A 19,351-nucleotide genomic window follows, 5' to 3' on the forward strand; every position below is an offset into this window, starting at 1 on the left:
CCTGTCGGGGCCTTGTACGGGTGGGTCGGGGCCTGTGTGATGGGTGCTCCGGACCATCGCCGCCGGGAACATCCCGATCACCGAACACACCGGCACCTCGATCACCCAGAGTGAGTGAACAACGGCCGGTGAATAGAATGATCGCCGTGCTCACTTCACCGCCACCCACCCGGCCGCCGGGCCGGGCTCGTGAGGCGCTGGTCATCGCCCGCCAAGATTTCGATCTGCCTGGTAAAGACCTCCACCAGGCTGCGGAGGTGCTCGCCGGGCACTTCACCGGGCTGCTGCGCCGCGGCGTTCTGTCCCCGCGCGGTCGCCGAGGTGATCGGAAACCCGGCCCGCTGGGGCCACAAGCGTCTCCTCCTCACCGTGCAGATCGACGTCGTCGCCCGCGACACCGTCGCCGGGCTCGCGACCGCGCTCAACACCATCCGCGACGGTTTCCGCCTGCTCCCGGCCGCGCTGCCCGACCAGTTCACCACCACCGAGATCGAACACCTCGCCAGCAGGATCATCGGCGCCGACGACCTCCAGGTCACCACCCACCACGACAGCCGCGCCAGCGGCGATCGCCGAGCGCACCAGTCCCTCAGTACAGGGCGTCTCCCGGCGCGACCACCGCGGCCAAGGTGAACGGGAACGCCTTTACCGATGCCCCGGAGCCTGTGAGGTCGCAGTGCCGGGGACCATCGGGTTGCCGTTGGCGGTGTCGGCGGGGATGGCTTGGATGACGTCCCAGTGCTCGACGATCTTCCCGTTCTCCACGCGGAAGAAGTCCGCGACCGCGGACCGCTGCCCGTCCTTCTCGATGGACTCGGCATGCACCACCACGATGTCGCCTTCGGCGACCACGCGGCCGATTCTGAATGTCACCCCGTCTTTCACATACGGGCCCATCGTGTCCACGAACGCCGCCCGCCCGTTGGGGACCTGCGGATTGTGCTGGATGTAGCTCTCCGCGACATAGATCTGCGACGCCCCGGCAACGTCGCGGTGGACGAACGCTTGGGTGTAGAAATCGGTGACCAGCTTCGCGTTACTCCCCGACCGGCACCGGAGCCGACGTCGAAACCGGTGACGCCGACTCCGCAGGATGGGCATGTCCAGCGTGCTCCTGCTCACCCGAGCTGCACCCCGCAGCAGCCAGCAGCACCGCTGCCCCTGCGACCATCCTCAGCACCGGTCGTGCCCCTGCCTGCCGTGTCATCGTTGTTGTACTCATCACCCGGTATCCGTATCTCATTCCGGACCGGGCTGCTGACCATCTTCACCCGTGCGAGGCACCGTGGCCTGCCTCCGGAACGGGCTCATCCGGTGCTTCTGGCTGCAGGGCCGCGCGCCAGGCCAGGTCTTCGGTGCGGGCGCGATCGAACCACGGCCGCCACTCGACAGTTTCCAGCCGCCGTCCGGGGTCCCGTCCGGGGGCTCGGTGCTCCGGGCGGTCGCAGACACCACCGCGCGCGGTGTCGGGTGAGGTTCCCCCGCTTTGCCGGAGTGTCTGAACACTGGTTCGATCTTGAGGGCCAGGAAGGAAGGCACTGGTGCCCGCACCGAAAAAGTACCCCGATGAGCTGCGCGAACGAGCGGTTCGGCTGTATCGGGAGTCCGACCCTCGCCCGACGTTCCGGGGGCTCGCCGAGCAGCTCGGGGTGCATCACGAGGCCCTGCGCAACTGGGTCCGTCAGGCCGAGGCAGACACCGGCGAGCGCCATGATCGGCCGTCGACCGACATGCTCGCCGAGAACCGCCGGCTCGCGCGGGAGAACGCTGAGCTGCGGCGGGTCAACGAGGTCCTGCGCGCGGCGAGCGCCTATTTCGCCAGCGAGATCGGCCCGACCCGGAGGAAATCATGAGCTTCGTCGATGCCCATGATTTCCCCGCCGGTCTCGTACTACGGGTCCTGAACATCGCGGCCTCGACCTACTACGACTGGCGCGCCCGCCGCGCGAACCCCTCTCAGCGGCAGCTCGACGACGCCGTCCTGCTTGAGCAGATCGTGAAGATCCGCTCGGTGAGCGAGTTCGCCACCACCTACGGATCCCCGCGGGTGTGGCTGGAGCTGCGCCGCCAGGGCGTGCACGTCGGGCGCAAGCGCGTCGCTCGGATCATGCGCGAGCACGGCCTTCAGGGCGCGCACCTGCGTCGCGGCTGGAAGGGCGGCTCGACCCGGCAGAATCCGGCCCACCGCCCGGCGCCGGACCTGCTCGAACGCGACTTCACCGCGACCGCGCCCAACCGGGTGTGGGTGGCGGACCTGACTCGCATCGTCACCGGTGAGGGCGTGTTGTGGCTGGCCTCGGTGCGGGACGCGTTCTCCAACCGGGTCGTCGGCTGGGCCACCGACCCGCGAGCCACGACGGTGCTGGTGCTGACCGCGCTCAACCACGCGCTGCGCTCCCGGAGCCTGCGTCCCGGTCAGTTGATCTTTCACAGCGACAAGGGGGCAAGGGGGCCCAATACACGGCACTGCGATTCACTCAGCGCCTGGTCGACGCGGGTGTCGCCCCGTCGACAGGGTCCACAGGGGACAGCTATGACAACGCCCTCGCCGAGAACCTGTGGTCCACGCTCAAGATCGAGCTGCTCTACTGGCCCGGGACGGGCTTCGCGACCCGCTGCGAGGCCGAGCATGCGCTGATCCGCTACCTCGACGGCTGGTACAACCCGCGCCGGATCCAGGCCCGCCTCGGAGGGCTCTCACCCGACGAGTACGAAGACGACTATCGTCGCGCCCAGCGCGACGCCGACAGGTAACCCGCACTCCGGCAAACCGGGGGAAGCTCAGGGGGCATCGCGCACGCAGCGTAGGCATGTGCCACCCCGGTGTGCCACCACCGCCTACCGGGAACGACGGGCCGGCCGCCTGCCGGTAGGCGGTGGTGTAGGCAGGACAGGGTTTCGCGGCCCCAGGTGTGAGCGGGCTAGGGTGAGCTTCCCCCGGTTTGCCGGAGTGCGGGTTACCTGTCGGCGTCGCGCTGGGCGCGACGATAGTCGTCTTCGTACTCGTCGGGTGAGAGCCCTCCGAGGCGGGCCTGGATCCGGCGCGGGTTGTACCAGCCGTCGAGGTAGCGGATCAGCGCATGCTCGGCCTCGCAGCGGGTCGCGAAGCCCGTCCCGGGCCAGTAGAGCAGCTCGATCTTGAGCGTGGACCACAGGTTCTCGGCGAGGGCGTTGTCATAGCTGTCCCCTGTGGACCCTGTCGACGGGGCGACACCCGCGTCGACCAGGCGCTGAGTGAATCGCAGTGCCGTGTATTGGGCCCCCTTGTCGCTGTGAAAGATCAACTGACCGGGACGCAGGCTCCGGGAGCGCAGCGCGTGGTTGAGCGCGGTCAGCACCAGCACCGTCGTGGCTCGCGGGTCGGTGGCCCAGCCGACGACCCGGTTGGAGAACGCGTCCCGCACCGAGGCCAGCCACAACACGCCCTCACCGGTGACGATGCGAGTCAGGTCCGCCACCCACACCCGGTTGGGCGCGGTCGCGGTGAAGTCGCGTTCGAGCAGGTCCGGCGCCGGGCGGTGGGCCGGATTCTGCCGGGTCGAGCCGCCCTTCCAGCCGCGACGCAGGTGCGCGCCCTGAAGGCCGTGCTCGCGCATGATCCGAGCGACGCGCTTGCGCCCGACGTGCACGCCCTGGCGGCGCAGCTCCAGCCACACCCGCGGGGATCCGTAGGTGGTGGCGAACTCGCTCACCGAGCGGATCTTCACGATCTGCTCAAGCAGGACGGCGTCGTCGAGCTGCCGCTGAGAGGGGTTCGCGCGGCGGGCGCGCCAGTCGTAGTAGGTCGAGGCCGCGATGTTCAGGACCCGTAGTACGAGACCGGCGGGGAAATCATGGGCATCGACGAAGCTCATGATTTCCTCCGGGTCGGGCCGATCTCGCTGGCGAAATAGGCGCTCGCCGCGCGCAGGACCTCGTTGACCCGCCGCAGCTCAGCGTTCTCCCGCGCGAGCCGGCGGTTCTCGGCGAGCATGTCGGTCGACGGCCGATCATGGCGCTCGCCGGTGTCTGCCTCGGCCTGACGGACCCAGTTGCGCAGGGCCTCGTGATGCACCCCGAGCTGCTCGGCGAGCCCCCGGAACGTCGGGCGAGGGTCGGACTCCCGATACAGCCGAACCGCTCGTTCGCGCAGCTCATCGGGGTACTTTTTCGGTGCGGGCACCAGTGCCTTCCTTCCTGGCCCTCAAGATCGAACCAGTGTTCAGACACTCCGGCAAAGCGGGGGAACCTCAGGGCGTGTCTCCTAAGAGGTCATTTCAGAACGAGGTCGACGTGTCTGTTGTAGACGACAAGCGGCTATCTGACCTGCCGTTTGATCTGTCGTCGAGGGGTCAATGGAAACTCGACAAGTCGTTCTGAAACGACCTCTAAAGTGCGCAACCAGGTGACGATGGCCTTCAGTGCAACTCCGCCGCGGAAGGTCAGCGCGAGCTTGTCGTAGCGGGTCGCGAGGCCGCGCCACTGCTTGACCTCGCAGAACCCGCGTTCGACGACGTTGCGGCCGCGGTAGTCGACCCGGTCGAACGCCGGTGGTCGACCGCCGCGTGTGCCGCGTCGTTTCCGGTGTCCCTGCTGGTCAGCCGGCTCCGGGATGACCGCGACGATCCGTCGTCCGCGCAGGTGGGCGCGGATGGCGCGCGAGGAGTAGGCCTTAGAGGTCGTTTCAGAACGACTTGTCGAGTTTCCATTGACCCCTCGACGACAGATCAAACGGCAGGTCAGATAGCCGCTTGTCGTCTACAACAGACACGTCGACCTCGTTCTGAAATGACCTCTAAGAGGTCGTTTCAGAAGTCGGCGTGTCGGTCCTGTGTGGATCGGCGCTGGTAGCTGATCATGTCCGGTCGTGGCGCGGCGATCTTGTGTCGAGCGATTGGTGAGCGACGAGCTGTGGGCGCTGGTGGAGCCGCTGCTGCCCAAGCCGCGCAAGCACAAGCGGGGACGGACAGGCCGTCCGCGGGTGCCGGATCGGGCCGCTCTGGCCGGGATCGTGTTCGTGCTCAAGACCGGGATCAGCTGGAACGCGCTGCCCGCCGAGCTCGGCTGTGGGTCCGGAGTGACCTGCTGGCGGCGGCTACGGCAGTGGCAGCAGGCCGGGGTCTGGGCCCAGCTGCACCGGGTGATGCTCGACCGCCTCGCCCAGCAGGGCCTGCTGGACTGGTCGCGGGCGGCGGTGGACAGCGTGAGCGTGCGGGCCAAGCGCCGCGGCGAGGCCACCGGGCCCTCGCCGACCGATCGCGGGAAGGCGGGCAGCAAGTACCACGTGCTCTGCGACCGAGGCGGGCTCCCGCTGCATGCGCTGGTCACCGGGGCGAACACCCACGACAGTCGGATGCTCGCCCCGCTGCTGGACACCAACCCCGGCGTCCGCGAACGGGCGGGACAGCCGGGGCGTCCGCGACGTCGGCCGGACAAGGTGCACGCCGACAAGGGCTACGACTATCCCCGCTGCCGCCGCTACCTGAGTGGGCGTGGGATCGGGGTGCGGATCGCCCGGCGCGGGATCGAGGACTCCACCCGGCTCGGGCGGGTCCGCTGGGTCGTCGAGCGCACCATGTCCTGGCTGCTGGACTTCCGCCGCCTCGCGCTGCGCTACGACCGCGCCGAATCCACGATCACCGCGCTGTTATCGCTGGCCTGCGCCCTGATCTGCCACCGCCGCCTCACCAAGCCGAAGCCGAAGTGATGGTCGACCCAGCCCTCGCTGAGGCACTCGCCTACGAGGTCGGGGCCAGCGGCCGCCAGGCCAGCCACTCCAAGGCCCGGTCGGCCTCGTCAGGGTCGAAGCGGTGCGGGTCGAACGGCCCGCCCGCCCACTCCAGGCGCTCGGCGCGGTCGGGATGGTCAGGGTCGGCGAGCACGGCCTGGAAGTCCTCATACCCCCCGATCCCGCCGACGTCCTCGGGCGGGCACGCCCCCTGCCCGGCGACGCATCGCGGATAGCACACTCCCGGCTCGACGGCCGCGACCGCCTCGACGGTGATCTCGTGGGCCCAGTTGTCACCGAAGTCGTAGACGTAACCGAACCGGTCACCAGCCTTGACCAGCCGAAACAGCTTCTCTTTCGTCTCGTCGGCGACATCCTGTCCGGGCCAGTCCGGGTCTGGGATCCCGTAGCGGCGCCCGACGATCTCGAACTCGTGCAGATGAGAGTTCGTCCAGCCCATCACTGACTGCACCACCTCGTGCAACACCGCCAAGTCGACCTCGCCCGGCACCTGCACCCGACGCCGGACCGCCGGCACCACCTCGGTCAGGACGATCTCCAACTCGAAAATCTTCGTCTTCTCAGACACACGAGGCGCGACCATCAGCCGATGCTGCCAGCCCCGCCGTCACCGGCAGAACCGGGCCCACCACTTCTGAAACGACGTCTTATCTGCGCGGACCCGCTCGGGTCGGGTCCGCGGTCGGCCCGGACCGACCCGTCCGACGCTCAGATGTGACATCAGGTGCGCGAACATCGGGGCGTCACCGGCCTGGCCAGGGCCGACCAGTACGACCAGCGGGCGGCCGTGTCCGTCAACGAGCTGGTGGATCTTCGTGCCGAGCCCTCCGCGGGAGCGGCCCAACGCGTGATCGGGCGGCTCGATCAGCAGATTCTTGTAGTTCGATCCGGCCCCCTGTGTCCCGCTGCAGGGTCGCGGCGTGTTGGTGAGCGCGGATGATCGTCGAGTCGACCGACACGGCCCAGTCCACGAGACCGGCGGAGTCGGCATCGGCGAGCAGAGCTGCGAGAACCTGGTCCCAGGTGCCGTCACCGCAGTAGCGGCGGTGGCGTTTCCATAGGGTCTGCCACAGCCCGAACTCGACCGGGACATCACGCCAGGCCAGCCCGCAGCGGAACCGGTAGATGATCCCCTCGATCACTCTGCGGTGATCGGCGAACGGGCGCCCTGGCATCCCGTCCGACGAGGGCAGTAACGGCTCGAGTCGGTCCCACTGGGCATCGGTCAGGACGGCACGGCGCGACACCTACTGATCATCGCGCAGGCCCGACCAGCCGGGTTAGGAGACGCGCCCTAGAACAGCGTCGATCAGGTGGCGGTGCTCGAGCTGCCCGACATCCCCGCCAAGGGCTTCGACCGCCCGGGTCCACCACGCCCGCGCATACACGTCATCCGCCGCCGGGGCCGGACCCAAACTCGACACTGAGTTGTCGATGCCCGCGTACTCCCGATATCCGGCCGCGACACCGACCCGCCGGACCCACTCCGCACGCTCACCAACAGCAGCAGGATCGGGGACCTGGCCGAGGTGTTCGACCGCCCACCCGGCCTGCTGCTCGACGGTCTGCTCTCCGAGTTGGCGGATGCGGTCGACGATCAACGGGGCCAGCTCGTTCCGCTGTCGATCATGAATGTCATCGCCCGGGACGGTCCAGGTGTCGAACCGCCCAGCCGCACCGACCGGGTCCTCCGGCACCCGCGTACTGATCGCTCCGGCAATGCGCCAGCGCAACACATCCGACACGGACTCCGCACTGTCCAACTCCCGGACACCCGCGACCTGCCCCAGCAGCCGGCCCGGGTCATGCCCGCCCAACTCGGCATCGGCAAGCACCGTGAGCAGCGACCCGCGACCCCCCTCCGCCTCGACCCGGGCCGCGTTCACCGCACCCAACGCACCGGTCAACAGCCGGTCGGCCCGCTCCCGCTGCCCGATGCGGGCCAGGTCGAACCAGTCCCCAGCCAACGTCACCAACGAGCCGGCCTGCGCGCGGCCCTCAGCGCGGGCGGCAAGCGCGGACACCTGCGCCCCGGAATACTCGATCACGTTCGAGAACCGCGACCGCGCCGTCTCCGCCAGGGCTTCCGGGGTGTGCTCATCCGCGTCCCGGGCCGCGACCAGCCACACATGATTCTCGCCCCGACCCCGGGTGATCGCCGGATACACCGACTCCCGCCCCACACCCTCACCGATAACCGAATGACTCGTGTCCACGGTCAACGACTGCGCCGCATGCACCGTCCCCGCATAGGCCAATCGGAGATTGTGAGCAACGTAACTCGCAGGGAAGTGGGCGGTTGCTCCACTGCTGTCCTGTCCGAGAAGAAAGTGATCATTGTTTTCATCCCGGACCGCACCGACGATCGTGTAGATCTCCCGGTTGGTGACCGCACCACCCTCCTTCCCGTGGAAACCGGCCGGGAGGTCGACCCTCAGCGATCGGTCGTTGAGCCGGGCCTGCACCCGATCCCCCACCGACACCGGCTGCCCACCCGGCTCGCGGCCATGCACCCACCCGACCGACACGCCATCGACGCGGCCGAGTCCGATCAGCTCCTCCCGCAACCGCTCCGACAGCACCGCGGCCTGCTCATTGCCCGCCACGATCAACAACGACCGCCGGCCGGCGACGGTGTCGGCCAGCCACGCCCGCGACGCCCCCGCCTCCATCTCCTCGACAGTCCCGGCGTGCAGCCGGCCACGGGACAGATACTCGCCAACCGCGGCCGTGTCACCCGCCCGGACCTGCAACGACGCCGCCCTCTCCCACCCCTGCTCGAACCGGTGCACCGTCTGCAGCTCCGTCACCGACGACGCCGTATCGACGAGATGGGAGAACAGCCCACCCGCGCCGACCGCACCCAGCTGCTCCGGGTCCCCGGTGAGCACAACCTTCGCCCCCGCACCCGCCGCCAGCCGAGTGATCAGGTGCAGATCCGCGGTGGAGGTCATCCCCGCCTCATCCACGATCACCAGATCCCCCGCCGAGAGCCGGTCCCTCACCTGCCCGTCCTCACCCGGGGCGAACCGGCCGGCGAACACAGCGGTGTTGATCGCATCAATGTGGTCATCGGCGAGGTTGTTCGCCGCAATCTGCGACGTCGTCAACCCGAGCACCCGACCGCCGACCTCGCGGGACCACACCTGCGCCAGCGCGGACATGGTGCGGGACTTCCCCGCCCCCGCCGGGCCCACGACAACGTCACCTGCAACCCGGGAGGTCAACACCGTCAAAGCGGCGCGGACCTGATCAGCGCTCAGGCCGAGCACCGACAGCTCCGCCCGCACCCCCGCAGTCCTCTCCGCAGCCAGACCGACATCCAGCGCGGACGACACCCGTCCGACCACGGCTTCTTCCCGTCCGAGGTGCGCGGCCGAGGTGTAACGCTCCCGATGGGCACCCCGCAGCACATACCCGCCGTCCCCGACCACCCTCGACCCGTCAGCGCCCACCCGCGCACCCCGGTCACGGCGCAACCCATCCGGTACCGGGGCAGGCTCGGTCATCGACACCTGCACCACATCCGCACGCCCCACCGCCTCCCGAGCAAGGTCAAGCAGCGCCGCACCCCGCTCAGCATCCGACGCCCCGTCCAGCCCGACGACCTCCCACCGGTCCCCGATCTGAGCTTTGACCGCCAACGTCAGGTTCCCGATGTCCCACACCGCATACAACGCCGACACCCGCGCCACCGCCGCCGCCAACACCGCAGCCCGCCCCACCGGCTCATCAGTGCCGGCACCGCCGCTACTGCTGCTGCGTGCTGCGGCTTCCGCGGTCTCCGACAACACCCCGACCGCAGCATCAGCATGCTTACGCGCCCACCGCGCCAACGCCCGCGGCCCCGCATCCACCGACTTCGGCGCCCGTGTCTCCAACGCCGCCAACCGTGCCACGCGATGCAACACCACCGGAGAAAGCTCCCCGCCCCCCGCACGCGCCGACAACTCCGCCTTCAGCGCCTCGACACGATCCTCGAGCTGCCTCGTCCGCGTCGACGCCGCATCCATCAACCTCTGATCGACACCCGCGATCTCCCGGGCGAACCCATCCGGACGATCCCGCCACCCCACACCCAACTCAGCCGTCAGACGCTGCTCCAAAGCCTGCTGATAGACCGCGTCCACCGCCTGCTTAATCCCCCGAAACGACGCCCCATCCAACGCACCGACCTTCCCCCCAGAGGTCGCGGTGCGGTTCAACAACGCCGCATGCGTGTGCAGATGCGGCTCATCGGCACGATTCGTCGAATGCGCCCACAACGACCACACCGTCCCCCGGCCTTGCTCAAACACACCCATACCCGCCGCCGAACGCGGACCCGAATGACGCCCCGTCCGCGTCACCGCCACCCGCGCATCCGCAAACGACACCGCCGACTCCACCGCCGACTCATGCGCCGCCCGCACCCGCTCCGCATCACCCTCCGCACCCGCCGCCACCAAGGCCGCGTAATACACACTCACCGACTTCGGCGCCGCGAACACCCAATCGTAATACGCCACACTGCGTCGCCCATCCGACTCCGCAGCCCGCCGAACCTCCTCCACCCGCTCCTCAGACGGGACACCCTTCTCCCGCCCGAGCGCACGCTCAACACGCTGCTCCGCAGACAGATATTTCCGCGGCCGCGACCCGAGGAACTCCGGGTCCTTCTCCGACGAATCCGGATGCCGCAACTGACCGAACACCGCACGAACATCATCCGCCGCGACCGTCTCACCCGAGACGAACGACAACCCCAACCCGGCCATCCCCGTACCGAACCACCGACCCGCCGGCTCCCCCACAGCCACCGCCTTCGCGTAATACCCCGGCGCGTCCACACCCTCCCCCGCGGACTCGTGTGCGGCACAACCCGAACCGCGAACCAGGTACTCCACCGCACCCGCACCCACCGCGATCACCCGCAACACACCGACCACCCTACCCCACCCGGCCACAGATCATCAGACGATGCATAGGTCCTGGTCCTGGTCCTGGTCCTGGTCCTGGTCCTGGTCCTGGTCCTGGTCCTGGTCCTGGTCCTGGTCCTGGTCCTGGTCCTGGTCCTGGTCCTGGTCCTGGTCCTGGTCCTGGTCCTGGTCCTGGTCCTGGTCCTGGTCCTGGTCCTGGTCCTGGTCCTGGTCCTGGTCCTGGTCCTGGTCCTGGTCCTGGTCCTGGTCCTGGTCCTGGTCCTGGTCCTGGTCCTGGTCCTGGTCCTGGTCCTGGTCCTGGTCCTGGTCCTGGTCCTGGTCCTGGTCCTGGTCCTGGTCCTGGTCCTGGTCCTGGTCCTGGTCCTGGTCCTGGTCCTGGTCCTGGTCCTGGTCCTGGTCCTGGTCCTGGTCCTGGTCCTGGTCCTGGTCCTGGTCCTGGTCCTGGTCCTGGTCCTGGTCCTGGTCCTGGTCCTGGTCCTGGTCCTGGTCCTGGTCCTGGTCCTGGTCCTGGTCCTGGTCCTGGTCCTGGTCCTGGTCCTGGTCCTGGTCCTGACCGGCAGACCCGAGGACGGAGGGCACCGGTGGAGATCGACCCGGTCGCCTTCGCCGACGCTCAAGCCCGCCGATTCACCGGCCGCCGCCTGCGCGTCGGCCGCTCCGCGGTCGTTCACGACGTAGCGCGGAAGGCGTGGATTGGCGACCTCACCCTCCCCGTTGCGGCCTGTAATCAAGGGTGGGCGGGGCTCGCCGCGACCGACGATTTGATGGCCACCGACGATCCCGCGAACTGCCGTAAGAGGTCATTTCAGAACGAGGTCGACGTGTCTGTTGTAGACGACAAGCGGCTATCTGACCTGCCGTTTGATCTGTCGTCGAGGGGTCAATGGAAACTCGACAAGTCGTTCTGAAACGACCTCTAAATGCGCCCTGACTCTCGGGCGCGTGACAGCGCGGCAGGCGCCGCCGTTTCAAGCCACCTTGTTCGACCTCGACACCGTCACCGATGACGACGATCCCAGGCGGGTCGAGCGGCCCGATTGACCACGTCGTGATGCTCGCTTGATCCCGGGGCGCAGGCCCGAGGTCGCGACTACCCTGAACCCGGTGAGTACACACAATCCGGACCCCCGGGCGAGTCGGGGAAACGCGCCGCGAAACAGGGTCGGCGCCCGCTACGATTACGCGCCGAGCTCGACGCGTTCGCGGTGAACCGGGCACGCCTCCACGAGGACGCCGACGAACGACGACGTGAGGACGAGGCGTTCACCCACTACGCTCACGCCCGCCGCCGCGGCGACCGCATCGAGGAAAAGCGCGACGCGGCACTGGCTGCGCTCGACCGCCGCCGACAACTCATCCTCACCGCTGCCGAGGAGAAGCTCGACGGCGTCCGTGACGAGCAGGCCCGCGCACTGGCTGCGGTTCACAAACGTTCCGGTGGGCATCGCAGCACCCGCGAGGTCGCCGTTTTGTTCGCGCTCCCGATCCCACACGTACGAGCGCTGCTACGCCGAGACTGGGACACCCGACCCATCGACAACAACGACAGCACCGAGGTCGGCACCGGCGGCGAGCCCGAGCACACACCGCGACCGCGGAGGCAACGGCGTGAGTGACATGCGTGCGGTCTCCCAGCGGATGGGACCCCGCGATCTACTGGTCGCGGTCTGTCAGAAGTTCCCGTTGCCCGGCAAGAATCTTGCTGCGGTCTCCCGGGTCGTCGATGCCCATCTCGGACGGCTCCATCGGCGTGGGCAGATCGCCGACAGCTACGCCGGGCCCGACCACGACCGCGGCACCGGACGGCCGCTCGCCCCGACCGATCCGGGTGGGGGACGTCCTCGTCGTGCGGGTCGAGGTCATCGCCGCTGATGTCAACCCGGGCCTGCAGGCCGGGATCGCGGCGTTGCGGTCCGGGCTCGCTGCCGCGGTCGCGGCACTGCCCGACCAGTTCGGTCCCGAACAGGCCGCGCAGCTACTCGCCACGGTCGCTGGGGACGCGATGAGCGTGTCCTGGGCGAACCGCACCGAGATCCGGATCCGGGACGGCCTGTTCCCCTGAACAGCTCCAGAAAGGAAACCCGGAGGACCCGCACGATTTATGCGATCCTGGTAACGGATCGTCGACACGTTCAGCAAGACTCAGTATCGGCGGAGAGGTGGTCGTGACCCGACAGGATGAGCCCCGACGCGACAGCCGGCAACGCAGCGAGCAGCCGCGGGGTGGGCGGTGCTGGCTGGATGTGCCGTTCGTGGAGAAGGACGAGGCGAAAACCGCCGGGGCTCGCTGGGATGCCCGGGCGAGGCGGTGGTTCGACCCGGCCCCGCCGACCGCTGCTCTTCAGCGCTGGGCTGCTCGACCTGAGGTGCCTGAGGTGTTGCCGGGGGAGGACCGCACGGTCGGGGACGGCCTGTTCGTGGACCTGGTCCCGTCCTCGTGCTGGTTCACCAATGTCCGTTCGTGTGTCGATCCTGCGGACTGGGAGCGGCTGCGTCGTCCGGTGCTGCGCCGCACCGGGTACCGCTGCGAGGCCTGCGGGCGCGGGGAGGACCGCCGCACCGACATCGCCCGTTATCTCGATGTCCACGAACGCTGGACCTACGACGAGGCGGCCGGGGTGCAGACGTTGCGGCGGCTGGTGTGTCTGTGTTCGGACTGTCACCTGGTGACCCACTTCGGCTACGCGACCGTTCAGGGTCACGACGCCGAGGCCCTGGCTCATCTGTGCACGGTGAACTCGTGGACCCGTGAGCAGGCCCTCGCTCACATCGCCGATGCAGGCCGGGTCTGGGAGCAGCGTTCGACCCGGACCTGGGAGCTGGACCTGGGGATCCTCACCGGCGCCGGGATCACCGTCAGGCAGCCCCCGGCGCCGCAGCAGCGGGCACAGATCGCCGACAAGACCCTCGGGTACGAGGCCACCGCATCGACCACGCCCAGCTCGCCATCGGTGCCCCGGCAACGCGCCGCGGCACCGCGGCCGGCCAGGGCGACGGGGAAGAAGAGGTTGACCGGCGAGCAGCAGGCCGCGGTCGAGGCGTTCACCGCCGGCTACGACCTGACGATCCAGGCCGGGGCGGGGGCTGGGAAGACGTCCACTCTGCGTGCCCTGGCCGCGACCACCGCCGGGCGGGGGCTGTATCTGGCGTTCAACAAGTCCATCGCGACCGAGGCCGGGCGGTCGTTCCCGCCGTCGGTGCAGGCGGTGACCTCCCATTCCCTGGCCTACGCCGCGGTCGGCCACCGCTATCAGGCCCGGCTGGCCGCGCCCCGGATCCCGAGCATTGAACTCGCCCCCCGGCTCGGGATCGATACCCCGCTGATGTTCGGTGAGCGGCGTGTCACCCCGGCCGGGCAGTGCGCCGCGGCGCAGAAGACCGTCCTGAACTTCTGCCACTCCGCTGATGACACCATCGGTCACCGCCACGTCCCCCACCTGCCCGGGATGCCCGACCGCCGATCCCACCGGGTCTTCGCCGGGATCATCGTCGACTACGCCCGCCGCATCTGGAACGACCTCCAGACCCCCGACGCCCCCGGCAACAGCGGCGGGTTCCCGTTCGGTCATGACCACTACTTCAAGATGTGGGCGCTGACCGAACCGAGTCTGGACTGCGATTTTCTGCTCCTCGACGAGGCTCAGGACACCAACCCCGCCCTGGAGAAGATCTTCTGCGACCAGCGTGACCACGCGCAGCTGGTGATGGTCGGTGACTCCGCCCAGGCCATCTACGGCTGGCGCGGCGCACGCGATGTCATGACCGATTTCGACGGTGTCGGGTTGACCCTGTCGCGGTCGTTCCGCTTCGGTGACGCGATCGCTGATGAGGCCAACCACTGGCTCCCCTACACCGGGCAGACCCTGCGCCTGACCGGGAACCCCGACCTCACCAGCACCGTCGGGCCCCTCGACGAGGCCGGTGGGGACGTGCCGGATGCGGTGTTGTGTCGCACCAACGGCGGGGCTATGGGTGAGATCATGGCGCTGCTCGCCGCCGGCCACCGGGTCGCGCTCTGCGGCGGCGGCGGCCCGCTGCGCTCCCTCGCGCTGGCCGCACGCGACCTGCAGGCCGGACGCCCGACCCAGCACCACGAGCTGCAGCTGTTCACCAGCTGGGACCGTGTCCGTGACTACGTCGACCACGACCCCGCCGGGCAGGATTTGAAACCCCTGGTCGACATCATCGACCGTCGCGGTGTCCCCGCCGTCCTCGCCACCCTCGACGAGCTGTCGTCCGAGAACGACGCCGAGGTCGTGGTCTCCACCGCACACAAAGCCAAAGGCCGTGAATGGCCGATCGTGCGCATCGCCGACAACTTCCCCACACCCCCACCCCAACCCGACCCCGACACCGCCGGGGGGACGATCGTGGAGATCGACCCCGACTACGCCTGCCTCGCCTACGTCGCGGTCACCCGCGCCCAGCACCACCTCGACCCCGGAAGCCTCGACTGGATCCACCACCCACCCGGCCGGGTCCGCACCCGCACCACCCCCGACAACACCCCCACCGACAGGGGCGTCAGCGGCAGCGTCCACCGACACCGGGCCGAGGGCAGAGACCACCGAGACCACGGCGCAGGGCAGGACCTACAGCGCGATCGCGACCCGCAACGTATCGGGGAGATCCTCGCCAGCCACCGCGCCTGCACCGCCACCCGCCACCCCAGCGACCCCGACCTACCCGCCGCAGCGCGGCGCTGGGCCCGCGTCATGACCGGCCTCGCCTCCCGCTGGTGATCGCCCCCCCCCGTTGACACCGACTTCCTGCTGACACCGACCTCACCCGAGGAGTACCACTCCGTGGTGTGAGAAGGCTCACCGGATGGGGTCATACAGGCCAGGCGGTGGGGAACTACAGCGCCTCGGGTCGAGGCCTCCAGGAAGACCGTTCACGGTGAAGGGTCATTCATGGCATCAGGCAGCCAGTACGATGCGATCGGCGCGGCGTATGACGCTGTGAAAGCTCTCCCCGCCGCCCGTTACGCGGAGATCCCGACCGTACGAGCACTTCTCGGGGACCTCACCAGGCTCACGGTGCTGGACCTTGGGTGCGGCACTGGACACTACGCGCGGATATGCCGGGAACTCGGCGCCACGACAGTGGTCGGTGTCGACAACTCTGCCGAGATGATCTGAGCTTGGCCCCGTAGTCCGGACCCCGACGGTGTGGGGTCAGTGGGTGTGGTCGGGCGGGGTGTGGGCTGCTTCGAAGTCGTTCGGGGAGAGCATCCCAATACTGGAATGGCGCCGTAACGGATTGTACCAGCATTCTATCCATTCGAAGATGGCGGTGGCAAGCTCTGCGCGGGTTTTCCAGGTTCTGGAATCGAGCAGTTCGAGTTGCATGGTACCCCAGAATGATTCGACCAGAGAGTTATCGTAGCAATCTCCGATCGAGCCCATCGATGGGACGATTCCAGCGGCGACCAGACGTCGACCGAATGCCCATGATGTGAATTGGGTGCCGTGGTCGGAATGTAGGATCGTGGCGTGGTATTGCGGGCGTCGGCGGAGTATGGCCATGCCGAGGGCGTCGATGACGAGTTCGGTGCGCATGTTGTCGGCGATGGACCATCCGACTGCTTTCCGGGAGAATACATCGATGACTGCCGCGCAGTAGACTTTCCCTTCTCGGGTGGGGTGTTCGGTGATGTCGGTGCACCAGATCTCATCCGGTCCGTCGACGGTGAAGTCGCGGTCGACCAGGTCGGTGTAGGGGTCGGCGTGCTGGTCCCGGACGGTGCAGCCGTGGTTGCGTCGCCGGTAGAGGCCCTGGATCCCGGCCTGGCGCATCAGCCGAGCGACGCGTTTGTGGTTCACCGTGATACCGAGTCCGAGGGTGAGCTCGGCGTGCACACGTGGCCATCCGTAGGTGCCCCGGGACTCTGCGTGGATTTTCTCGATGTGTTTGAGGAGCAGTTCGTTCTCCTGCGTCCGTAGCGATGTCGCCCCGGAGTGCCATTCGTAGTAGCCCTGGCGGCGGACGCCAAGGACCCGGCAGGTCACCGCGACGTCGAATCCATCGTCGGCGAGTTCACGGACCAGCGGGAAAACTACTTTGGGAGGATGTTCTCCCGGGCGAAGTACGCGGCAGCACGCTTGAGGATCTCGTTCTCGATCTCGATCCGGCGGGCCTTCTTTCGGAGTTCGACGATCTCACTTTTCTCCGCGCTCGACAGACGTGTGGAGCGCGGGTCACCGTCGTCTGCGTCGGCCTGGGAGACCCAGTTCCGCAGACACGACTCCGACAACGACAGGTCCTTGGCGATTTCCGAGATCGGCTTGACCTTCGAACGGGCCAGGTCGATAGCGCGTTGCCGGAACTCCGGCGGGTGAGGAGCGGGCACGAACGACATCCTTCCCGGCGGACGGCGTCCGCCTCAGGACAGGTGTCCGGTACCAGGGGCCAAGCTCATTCGAGCCGGTGATCGTCCCCAAGCGCAAGCGCCGCCTGGACGGCATCGACCAGATCGTGCTGTCGCTGACCGCGCGTGGACTGACGACCGGGGAGATCGTCGCGCACTTCGACGAGGTCTACGGGGCGAAGGTCTCCAGGGACACGGTCAGCCGAATCACCGAGAAGGTCACCAGCGAGCTCGCCGAATGGGCGAGCAGGCCGCTGGATGTGCTCTACCCGGTGATCTTCGTCGACGCGATCGTGGTGAAAGTCCGGGACGGGCAGGTCCGCAACACCCCGTTCTACGTCGTCATGGGCGTCACGACGAACGGAGAACGCGACATCCTCGGCATCTGGGCCGGCGACGGCCAGGAAGGCGCGAGGTTCTGGCTGCAAGTGTTCACCGAGCTGAAGAACCGCGGCGGCGAGGACGTGCTCATCGCCGTCTGTGACGGCCTCAAGGGTCTCCCGGAGGCGATCAACACCACCTGGGAGCAGACAGTCGTGCAGCAGTGCATCGTCCATCTGATCCGCAACAGCTTCCGTTACGCCGGACGGCAGCACCGCGACGCGCTCGTCCGTTCGCTCAAGCCCGTCTACTCGGCCCCGTCCGAGCAGGCGGCGAAGGACCGGTTCGAAGAGTTCGCCGCCGAGTGGGGACAGCGGTATCCGGCGATCGTCCAGCTCTGGCGCAGCTCCTGGGCGGAGTTCGTGCCGTTCCTGGAGTACGACGTCGAGATCCGGCGAGTGATCTGCACGACCAACGCGATCGAGTCCATCAACGCGAGGTATCGCAGAGCCGTTCGAGCGCGTGGACACTCGAGCGCGTGGACACTTCCCCAACGAGGCCGCGGCGCTGAAGTGCCTCTACCTCGTGACCCGCTCGCTTGACCCCACCGGCGGAGGCCGGGCACGCTGGATGATGAGGTGGAAGCCCGCGCTGAACGCGTTCGCGATCACCTTCGCCGCACGATTCGAGAGAACCACTCACTGAAAACCGCCGGGCCTCACACACCGTTCATCGGACAGACCCCTCGACCCCGCGGCCGGACGCTACTCCAGCCCCTGGGTCTGTCCCAGGAACGGTGTTTCCAGCCTGACGCGCCGGGCGGGGGTCCGGCGGGATGGGCACTGTGAGTGATGACATCGGACCGTGTGAGTCCAGGTGAGTACGAGTCCGGGCCGGGGCGTGAGCTGACGGCCGAACAGGCCGCTGCGGCAGCGATGGTGACCGACGCGCGCGCCCGGGGGTTGGCGTTGACCGGCCCGGACGGGCTGTTGAAGCTGTTCACCAACAGCCTTTTCCATCGTGATTCTGCTGGTCAGCGGCGGGTTTCGATCCGGTTCAGGATGGTGATCGCGGCGATGGCGATGTCTGCGCGGCGGGGGCAGCAGCAGAGCCGGTCCAACACGTGCCAGCCCTTGAGTTCAGCGACGGCTTGCTCGCCCCGGCAGCGGATACGGGCGTGAGCGTGGTTCACCGCTTTCTGCCCGGTCGACAGACGATGTCGTGTCCGGTGACGCTTGTGCGGGGTCCGGACCGTTCCTCCGGCGCCCTGGTATGCCTTGTCCACCCAGGTCTCTACGTTTCGGCTGGACAGGGCGTCGATCACACCGGTTCGCCGGGCGGCGGTGAGATCGTGGGTGGATCCCGGTAGTGGTGGGGCTGCCCACAACAGCCGACCGAACGGATCAGCGAGGACCTGGACGTTCACTCCATGGCGGCGGTGTCGTCCGGAATAGAAGTGGCGCTGCCCGGCGACGCGGTCGATCGGGACCAGGGTCCCGTCCAGCAGCACACAGGCCAGAGCCCCGATTCGATGTCCGACCTGGCCGATGTCTTCGGCCAGCGCCGCGAGCAGAGTCAGGGTGTCGTGGACGTAGCGCCAAGCGGTACTGGTCGCGATCTTGACCCCGGCCGCGAGACAGGTGCAGGTGTCACCGTTGCGTAGATGCGCGAGGACGAGCAGGGGTCAAGCCCGCCGGCGTGGTGTGTGACGACTACCGCGTGATCTCCTGTTCTGTCAGGCGCTGAGCGCCGGGATCGTGTCGGTTGAGGTCACCTCCTCGCCGTTGGAAGCGGTGCCGGAGACCACGGTGACTCGGGCGCGGGGCCAGGACCTCGAGCCCGAGGTAGCGCCGCCCCTCGGCCCATTCGTCGTGCTGCTCGGCCAGCACCGCGCCGACCAGGCGGAGCAGGGAGTCGCGATCCGGGGGAAGATCCCGACGACGTCGGTGCGGCGGCGGATCTCCCTGTTCAACCGCTCGGAGGGGTTTGTTCGACCAGACCTGGCGGCACACC

General features: G+C 68.3%; 21 protein-coding genes and 4 pseudogenes. 12 read left to right on the forward strand and 13 right to left on the reverse strand.

Translation table 11 applies throughout. The features are described from left to right. Window positions 1-321: 321 nt before the first annotated feature. Window positions 322-633 (forward strand): hypothetical protein, encoded by a 312-nt coding sequence (locus tag KPF47_RS10665; protein ID WP_224388584.1) that lies wholly within the window; start codon window positions 322-324, stop codon window positions 631-633. A 12-nt stretch (window positions 634-645) separates the two neighbouring features. Here KPF47_RS10665 and KPF47_RS10670 read toward each other — a convergent pair whose 3' ends face one another. After that, window positions 646-1,122 (reverse strand): nuclear transport factor 2 family protein, encoded by a 477-nt coding sequence (locus KPF47_RS10670; RefSeq protein ID WP_224388586.1) that lies wholly within the window; start codon window positions 1,120-1,122, stop codon window positions 646-648. A 419-nt stretch (window positions 1,123-1,541) separates the two neighbouring features. On the opposite strand from KPF47_RS10670, the gene KPF47_RS10675 reads away from it, so the two are divergent. From KPF47_RS10675 to KPF47_RS10685, 3 genes are read left to right on the forward strand one after another with little or no spacing between them, the layout of a single operon-like run. Continuing rightward, window positions 1,542-1,853 (forward strand): transposase, encoded by a 312-nt coding sequence (locus KPF47_RS10675; RefSeq protein WP_224388530.1) that lies wholly within the window; start codon window positions 1,542-1,544, stop codon window positions 1,851-1,853. After that, window positions 1,850-2,638 (forward strand): IS3 family transposase, encoded by a 789-nt coding sequence (locus KPF47_RS10680; RefSeq protein WP_224388588.1) that lies wholly within the window; start codon window positions 1,850-1,852, stop codon window positions 2,636-2,638. The genes KPF47_RS10675 and KPF47_RS10680 overlap by 4 nt, the downstream gene beginning before the upstream one ends. Next, entirely contained in the window at window positions 2,581-2,754 is a 174-nt protein-coding gene (locus tag KPF47_RS10685) for an IS3 family transposase (protein ID WP_255659489.1), read from the forward strand. The genes KPF47_RS10680 and KPF47_RS10685 overlap by 58 nt, the downstream gene beginning before the upstream one ends. A gap of 203 nt (window positions 2,755-2,957) precedes the next feature. Here KPF47_RS10685 and KPF47_RS10690 read toward each other — a convergent pair whose 3' ends face one another. From KPF47_RS10690 to KPF47_RS40775, 3 genes are all read right to left on the reverse strand, one after another. Then, complete coding sequence (locus KPF47_RS10690) at window positions 2,958-3,854, reverse strand: IS3 family transposase (protein ID WP_224388541.1); 897 nt, start codon at window positions 3,852-3,854, stop codon at window positions 2,958-2,960. Next, window positions 3,851-4,162, reverse strand: a complete 312-nt coding sequence (locus KPF47_RS10695; RefSeq protein WP_224388530.1) for a transposase — start codon at window positions 4,160-4,162, stop codon at window positions 3,851-3,853. The genes KPF47_RS10690 and KPF47_RS10695 overlap by 4 nt, the downstream gene beginning before the upstream one ends. A gap of 134 nt (window positions 4,163-4,296) precedes the next feature. Then, on the reverse strand, window positions 4,297-4,710 hold the full coding sequence (locus KPF47_RS40775; protein WP_374108825.1) for a transposase: 414 nt from the start codon (window positions 4,708-4,710) through the stop codon (window positions 4,297-4,299). A 136-nt stretch (window positions 4,711-4,846) separates the two neighbouring features. Here KPF47_RS40775 and KPF47_RS10705 point away from each other — a divergent pair, with 136 nt between their 5' ends. Continuing rightward, the gene (locus KPF47_RS10705; protein WP_224386569.1) at window positions 4,847-5,686 is read left to right on the forward strand and encodes an IS5 family transposase; all 840 of its coding nucleotides are present in this window, start codon (window positions 4,847-4,849) and stop codon (window positions 5,684-5,686) included. A 31-nt stretch (window positions 5,687-5,717) separates the two neighbouring features. Here KPF47_RS10705 and KPF47_RS10710 read toward each other — a convergent pair whose 3' ends face one another. The 4 genes from KPF47_RS10710 to mobF are packed head-to-tail and all read right to left on the reverse strand — an operon-like array spanning window position 5,718 to window position 10,647. Next, window positions 5,718-6,311 carry a plasmid pRiA4b ORF-3 family protein gene (locus KPF47_RS10710; RefSeq protein ID WP_224386178.1) on the reverse strand — a complete coding sequence of 198 codons (594 nt, stop codon included), beginning with the start codon at window positions 6,309-6,311 and terminating at the stop codon, window positions 5,718-5,720. 24 nt (window positions 6,312-6,335) lie between these two features. Beyond that, window positions 6,336-6,572, reverse strand: coding sequence for a hypothetical protein (locus KPF47_RS10715; protein WP_224388590.1), 237 nt, complete (start codon window positions 6,570-6,572; stop codon window positions 6,336-6,338). Then, entirely contained in the window at window positions 6,523-6,975 is a 453-nt protein-coding gene (locus KPF47_RS10720; RefSeq protein WP_224387966.1) for an IS5 family transposase, read from the reverse strand. The genes KPF47_RS10715 and KPF47_RS10720 overlap by 50 nt, the downstream gene beginning before the upstream one ends. Before the next feature lie 33 nt (window positions 6,976-7,008). Continuing rightward, on the reverse strand, window positions 7,009-10,647 hold the full coding sequence (mobF, locus tag KPF47_RS10725) for a MobF family relaxase (RefSeq protein WP_224388592.1): 3,639 nt from the start codon (window positions 10,645-10,647) through the stop codon (window positions 7,009-7,011). A 40-nt stretch (window positions 10,648-10,687) separates the two neighbouring features. Between mobF and KPF47_RS10730 the strand changes: the two genes are divergently transcribed. Continuing rightward, the gene (locus KPF47_RS10730; RefSeq protein WP_224388593.1) at window positions 10,688-11,200 is read left to right on the forward strand and encodes a hypothetical protein; all 513 of its coding nucleotides are present in this window, start codon (window positions 10,688-10,690) and stop codon (window positions 11,198-11,200) included. Window positions 11,201-11,411: 211 nt separating this feature from the next. Further along, window positions 11,412-11,555: a hypothetical protein gene (locus tag KPF47_RS10735; protein ID WP_224388595.1), complete on the forward strand. Its 144-nt coding sequence runs from the start codon at window positions 11,412-11,414 to the stop codon at window positions 11,553-11,555. A gap of 270 nt (window positions 11,556-11,825) precedes the next feature. Here the strand turns inward: KPF47_RS10735 and KPF47_RS10740 are convergent, their stop codons facing one another. Beyond that, window positions 11,826-12,092 carry a hypothetical protein gene (locus KPF47_RS10740; RefSeq protein ID WP_178373325.1) on the reverse strand — a complete coding sequence of 89 codons (267 nt, stop codon included), beginning with the start codon at window positions 12,090-12,092 and terminating at the stop codon, window positions 11,826-11,828. 401 nt (window positions 12,093-12,493) lie between these two features. On the opposite strand from KPF47_RS10740, the gene KPF47_RS10745 reads away from it, so the two are divergent. The 4 genes and pseudogenes from KPF47_RS10745 (at window position 12,494) to KPF47_RS40785 (ending at window position 15,788) form a co-directional block, all read left to right on the forward strand. Next, window positions 12,494-12,709 carry a hypothetical protein gene (locus KPF47_RS10745; RefSeq protein ID WP_224388597.1) on the forward strand — a complete coding sequence of 72 codons (216 nt, stop codon included), beginning with the start codon at window positions 12,494-12,496 and terminating at the stop codon, window positions 12,707-12,709. 103 nt (window positions 12,710-12,812) lie between these two features. Continuing rightward, window positions 12,813-12,986, forward strand: a pseudogene (locus KPF47_RS40780) (DUF5710 domain-containing protein); the annotation flags it as partial. 27 nt (window positions 12,987-13,013) lie between these two features. Further along, entirely contained in the window at window positions 13,014-15,389 is a 2,376-nt protein-coding gene (locus tag KPF47_RS10755) for a UvrD-helicase domain-containing protein (RefSeq protein ID WP_224388603.1), read from the forward strand. A gap of 171 nt (window positions 15,390-15,560) precedes the next feature. Then, entirely contained in the window at window positions 15,561-15,788 is a 228-nt protein-coding gene (locus KPF47_RS40785) for a class I SAM-dependent methyltransferase (protein WP_224388599.1), read from the forward strand. 36 nt (window positions 15,789-15,824) lie between these two features. Here KPF47_RS40785 and KPF47_RS10765 read toward each other — a convergent pair whose 3' ends face one another. Both KPF47_RS10765 and KPF47_RS10770 read right to left on the reverse strand, forming a co-directional pair. Beyond that, a complete protein-coding gene (locus tag KPF47_RS10765) occupies window positions 15,825-16,658 on the reverse strand; it encodes an IS3 family transposase (protein ID WP_308015375.1) in 834 nt (277 codons plus the stop codon). A 47-nt stretch (window positions 16,659-16,705) separates the two neighbouring features. Further along, the gene (locus tag KPF47_RS10770) at window positions 16,706-16,999 is read right to left on the reverse strand and encodes a transposase (protein WP_224388526.1); all 294 of its coding nucleotides are present in this window, start codon (window positions 16,997-16,999) and stop codon (window positions 16,706-16,708) included. A 65-nt stretch (window positions 17,000-17,064) separates the two neighbouring features. Here KPF47_RS10770 and KPF47_RS10775 point away from each other — a divergent pair. After that, window positions 17,065-18,043, forward strand: a pseudogene (locus KPF47_RS10775) (IS256 family transposase); the annotation flags it as partial. 328 nt (window positions 18,044-18,371) lie between these two features. Here KPF47_RS10775 and KPF47_RS10780 read toward each other — a convergent pair. Both KPF47_RS10780 and KPF47_RS10785 read right to left on the reverse strand, forming a co-directional pair. Beyond that, window positions 18,372-19,019: pseudogene (locus KPF47_RS10780) on the reverse strand (transposase family protein); the annotation flags it as partial. A 31-nt stretch (window positions 19,020-19,050) separates the two neighbouring features. Next, a pseudogene (locus KPF47_RS10785) lies at window positions 19,051-19,351 on the reverse strand (transposase); the annotation flags it as partial.

It is taken from the genome of Pseudonocardia sp. ICBG1293, from assembly GCF_020131355.1.
Classification (GTDB): domain Bacteria; phylum Actinomycetota; class Actinomycetes; order Mycobacteriales; family Pseudonocardiaceae; genus Pseudonocardia.

Excerpts from the sequence above, each read along its gene's own strand:
- KPF47_RS10710 (WP_224386178.1), bottom strand. The coding sequence starts at position 6,311 with ATGGTCGCGCCTCGTGTGTCTGAGAAGACGAAGATTTTCGAGTTGGAG.
- KPF47_RS10690 (WP_224388541.1), bottom strand. The coding sequence starts at position 3,854 with ATGAGCTTCGTCGATGCCCATGATTTCCCCGCCGGTCTCGTACTACGG.
- KPF47_RS10735 (WP_224388595.1), top strand. The coding sequence starts at position 11,412 with ATGGCCACCGACGATCCCGCGAACTGCCGTAAGAGGTCATTTCAGAAC.
- KPF47_RS10730 (WP_224388593.1), top strand. The coding sequence starts at position 10,688 with ATGCATAGGTCCTGGTCCTGGTCCTGGTCCTGGTCCTGGTCCTGGTCC.
- KPF47_RS10740 (WP_178373325.1), bottom strand. The coding sequence starts at position 12,092 with ATGCCCACCGGAACGTTTGTGAACCGCAGCCAGTGCGCGGGCCTGCTC.
- KPF47_RS40785 (WP_224388599.1), top strand. The coding sequence starts at position 15,561 with ATGGCATCAGGCAGCCAGTACGATGCGATCGGCGCGGCGTATGACGCT.
- KPF47_RS10680 (WP_224388588.1), top strand. The coding sequence starts at position 1,850 with ATGAGCTTCGTCGATGCCCATGATTTCCCCGCCGGTCTCGTACTACGG.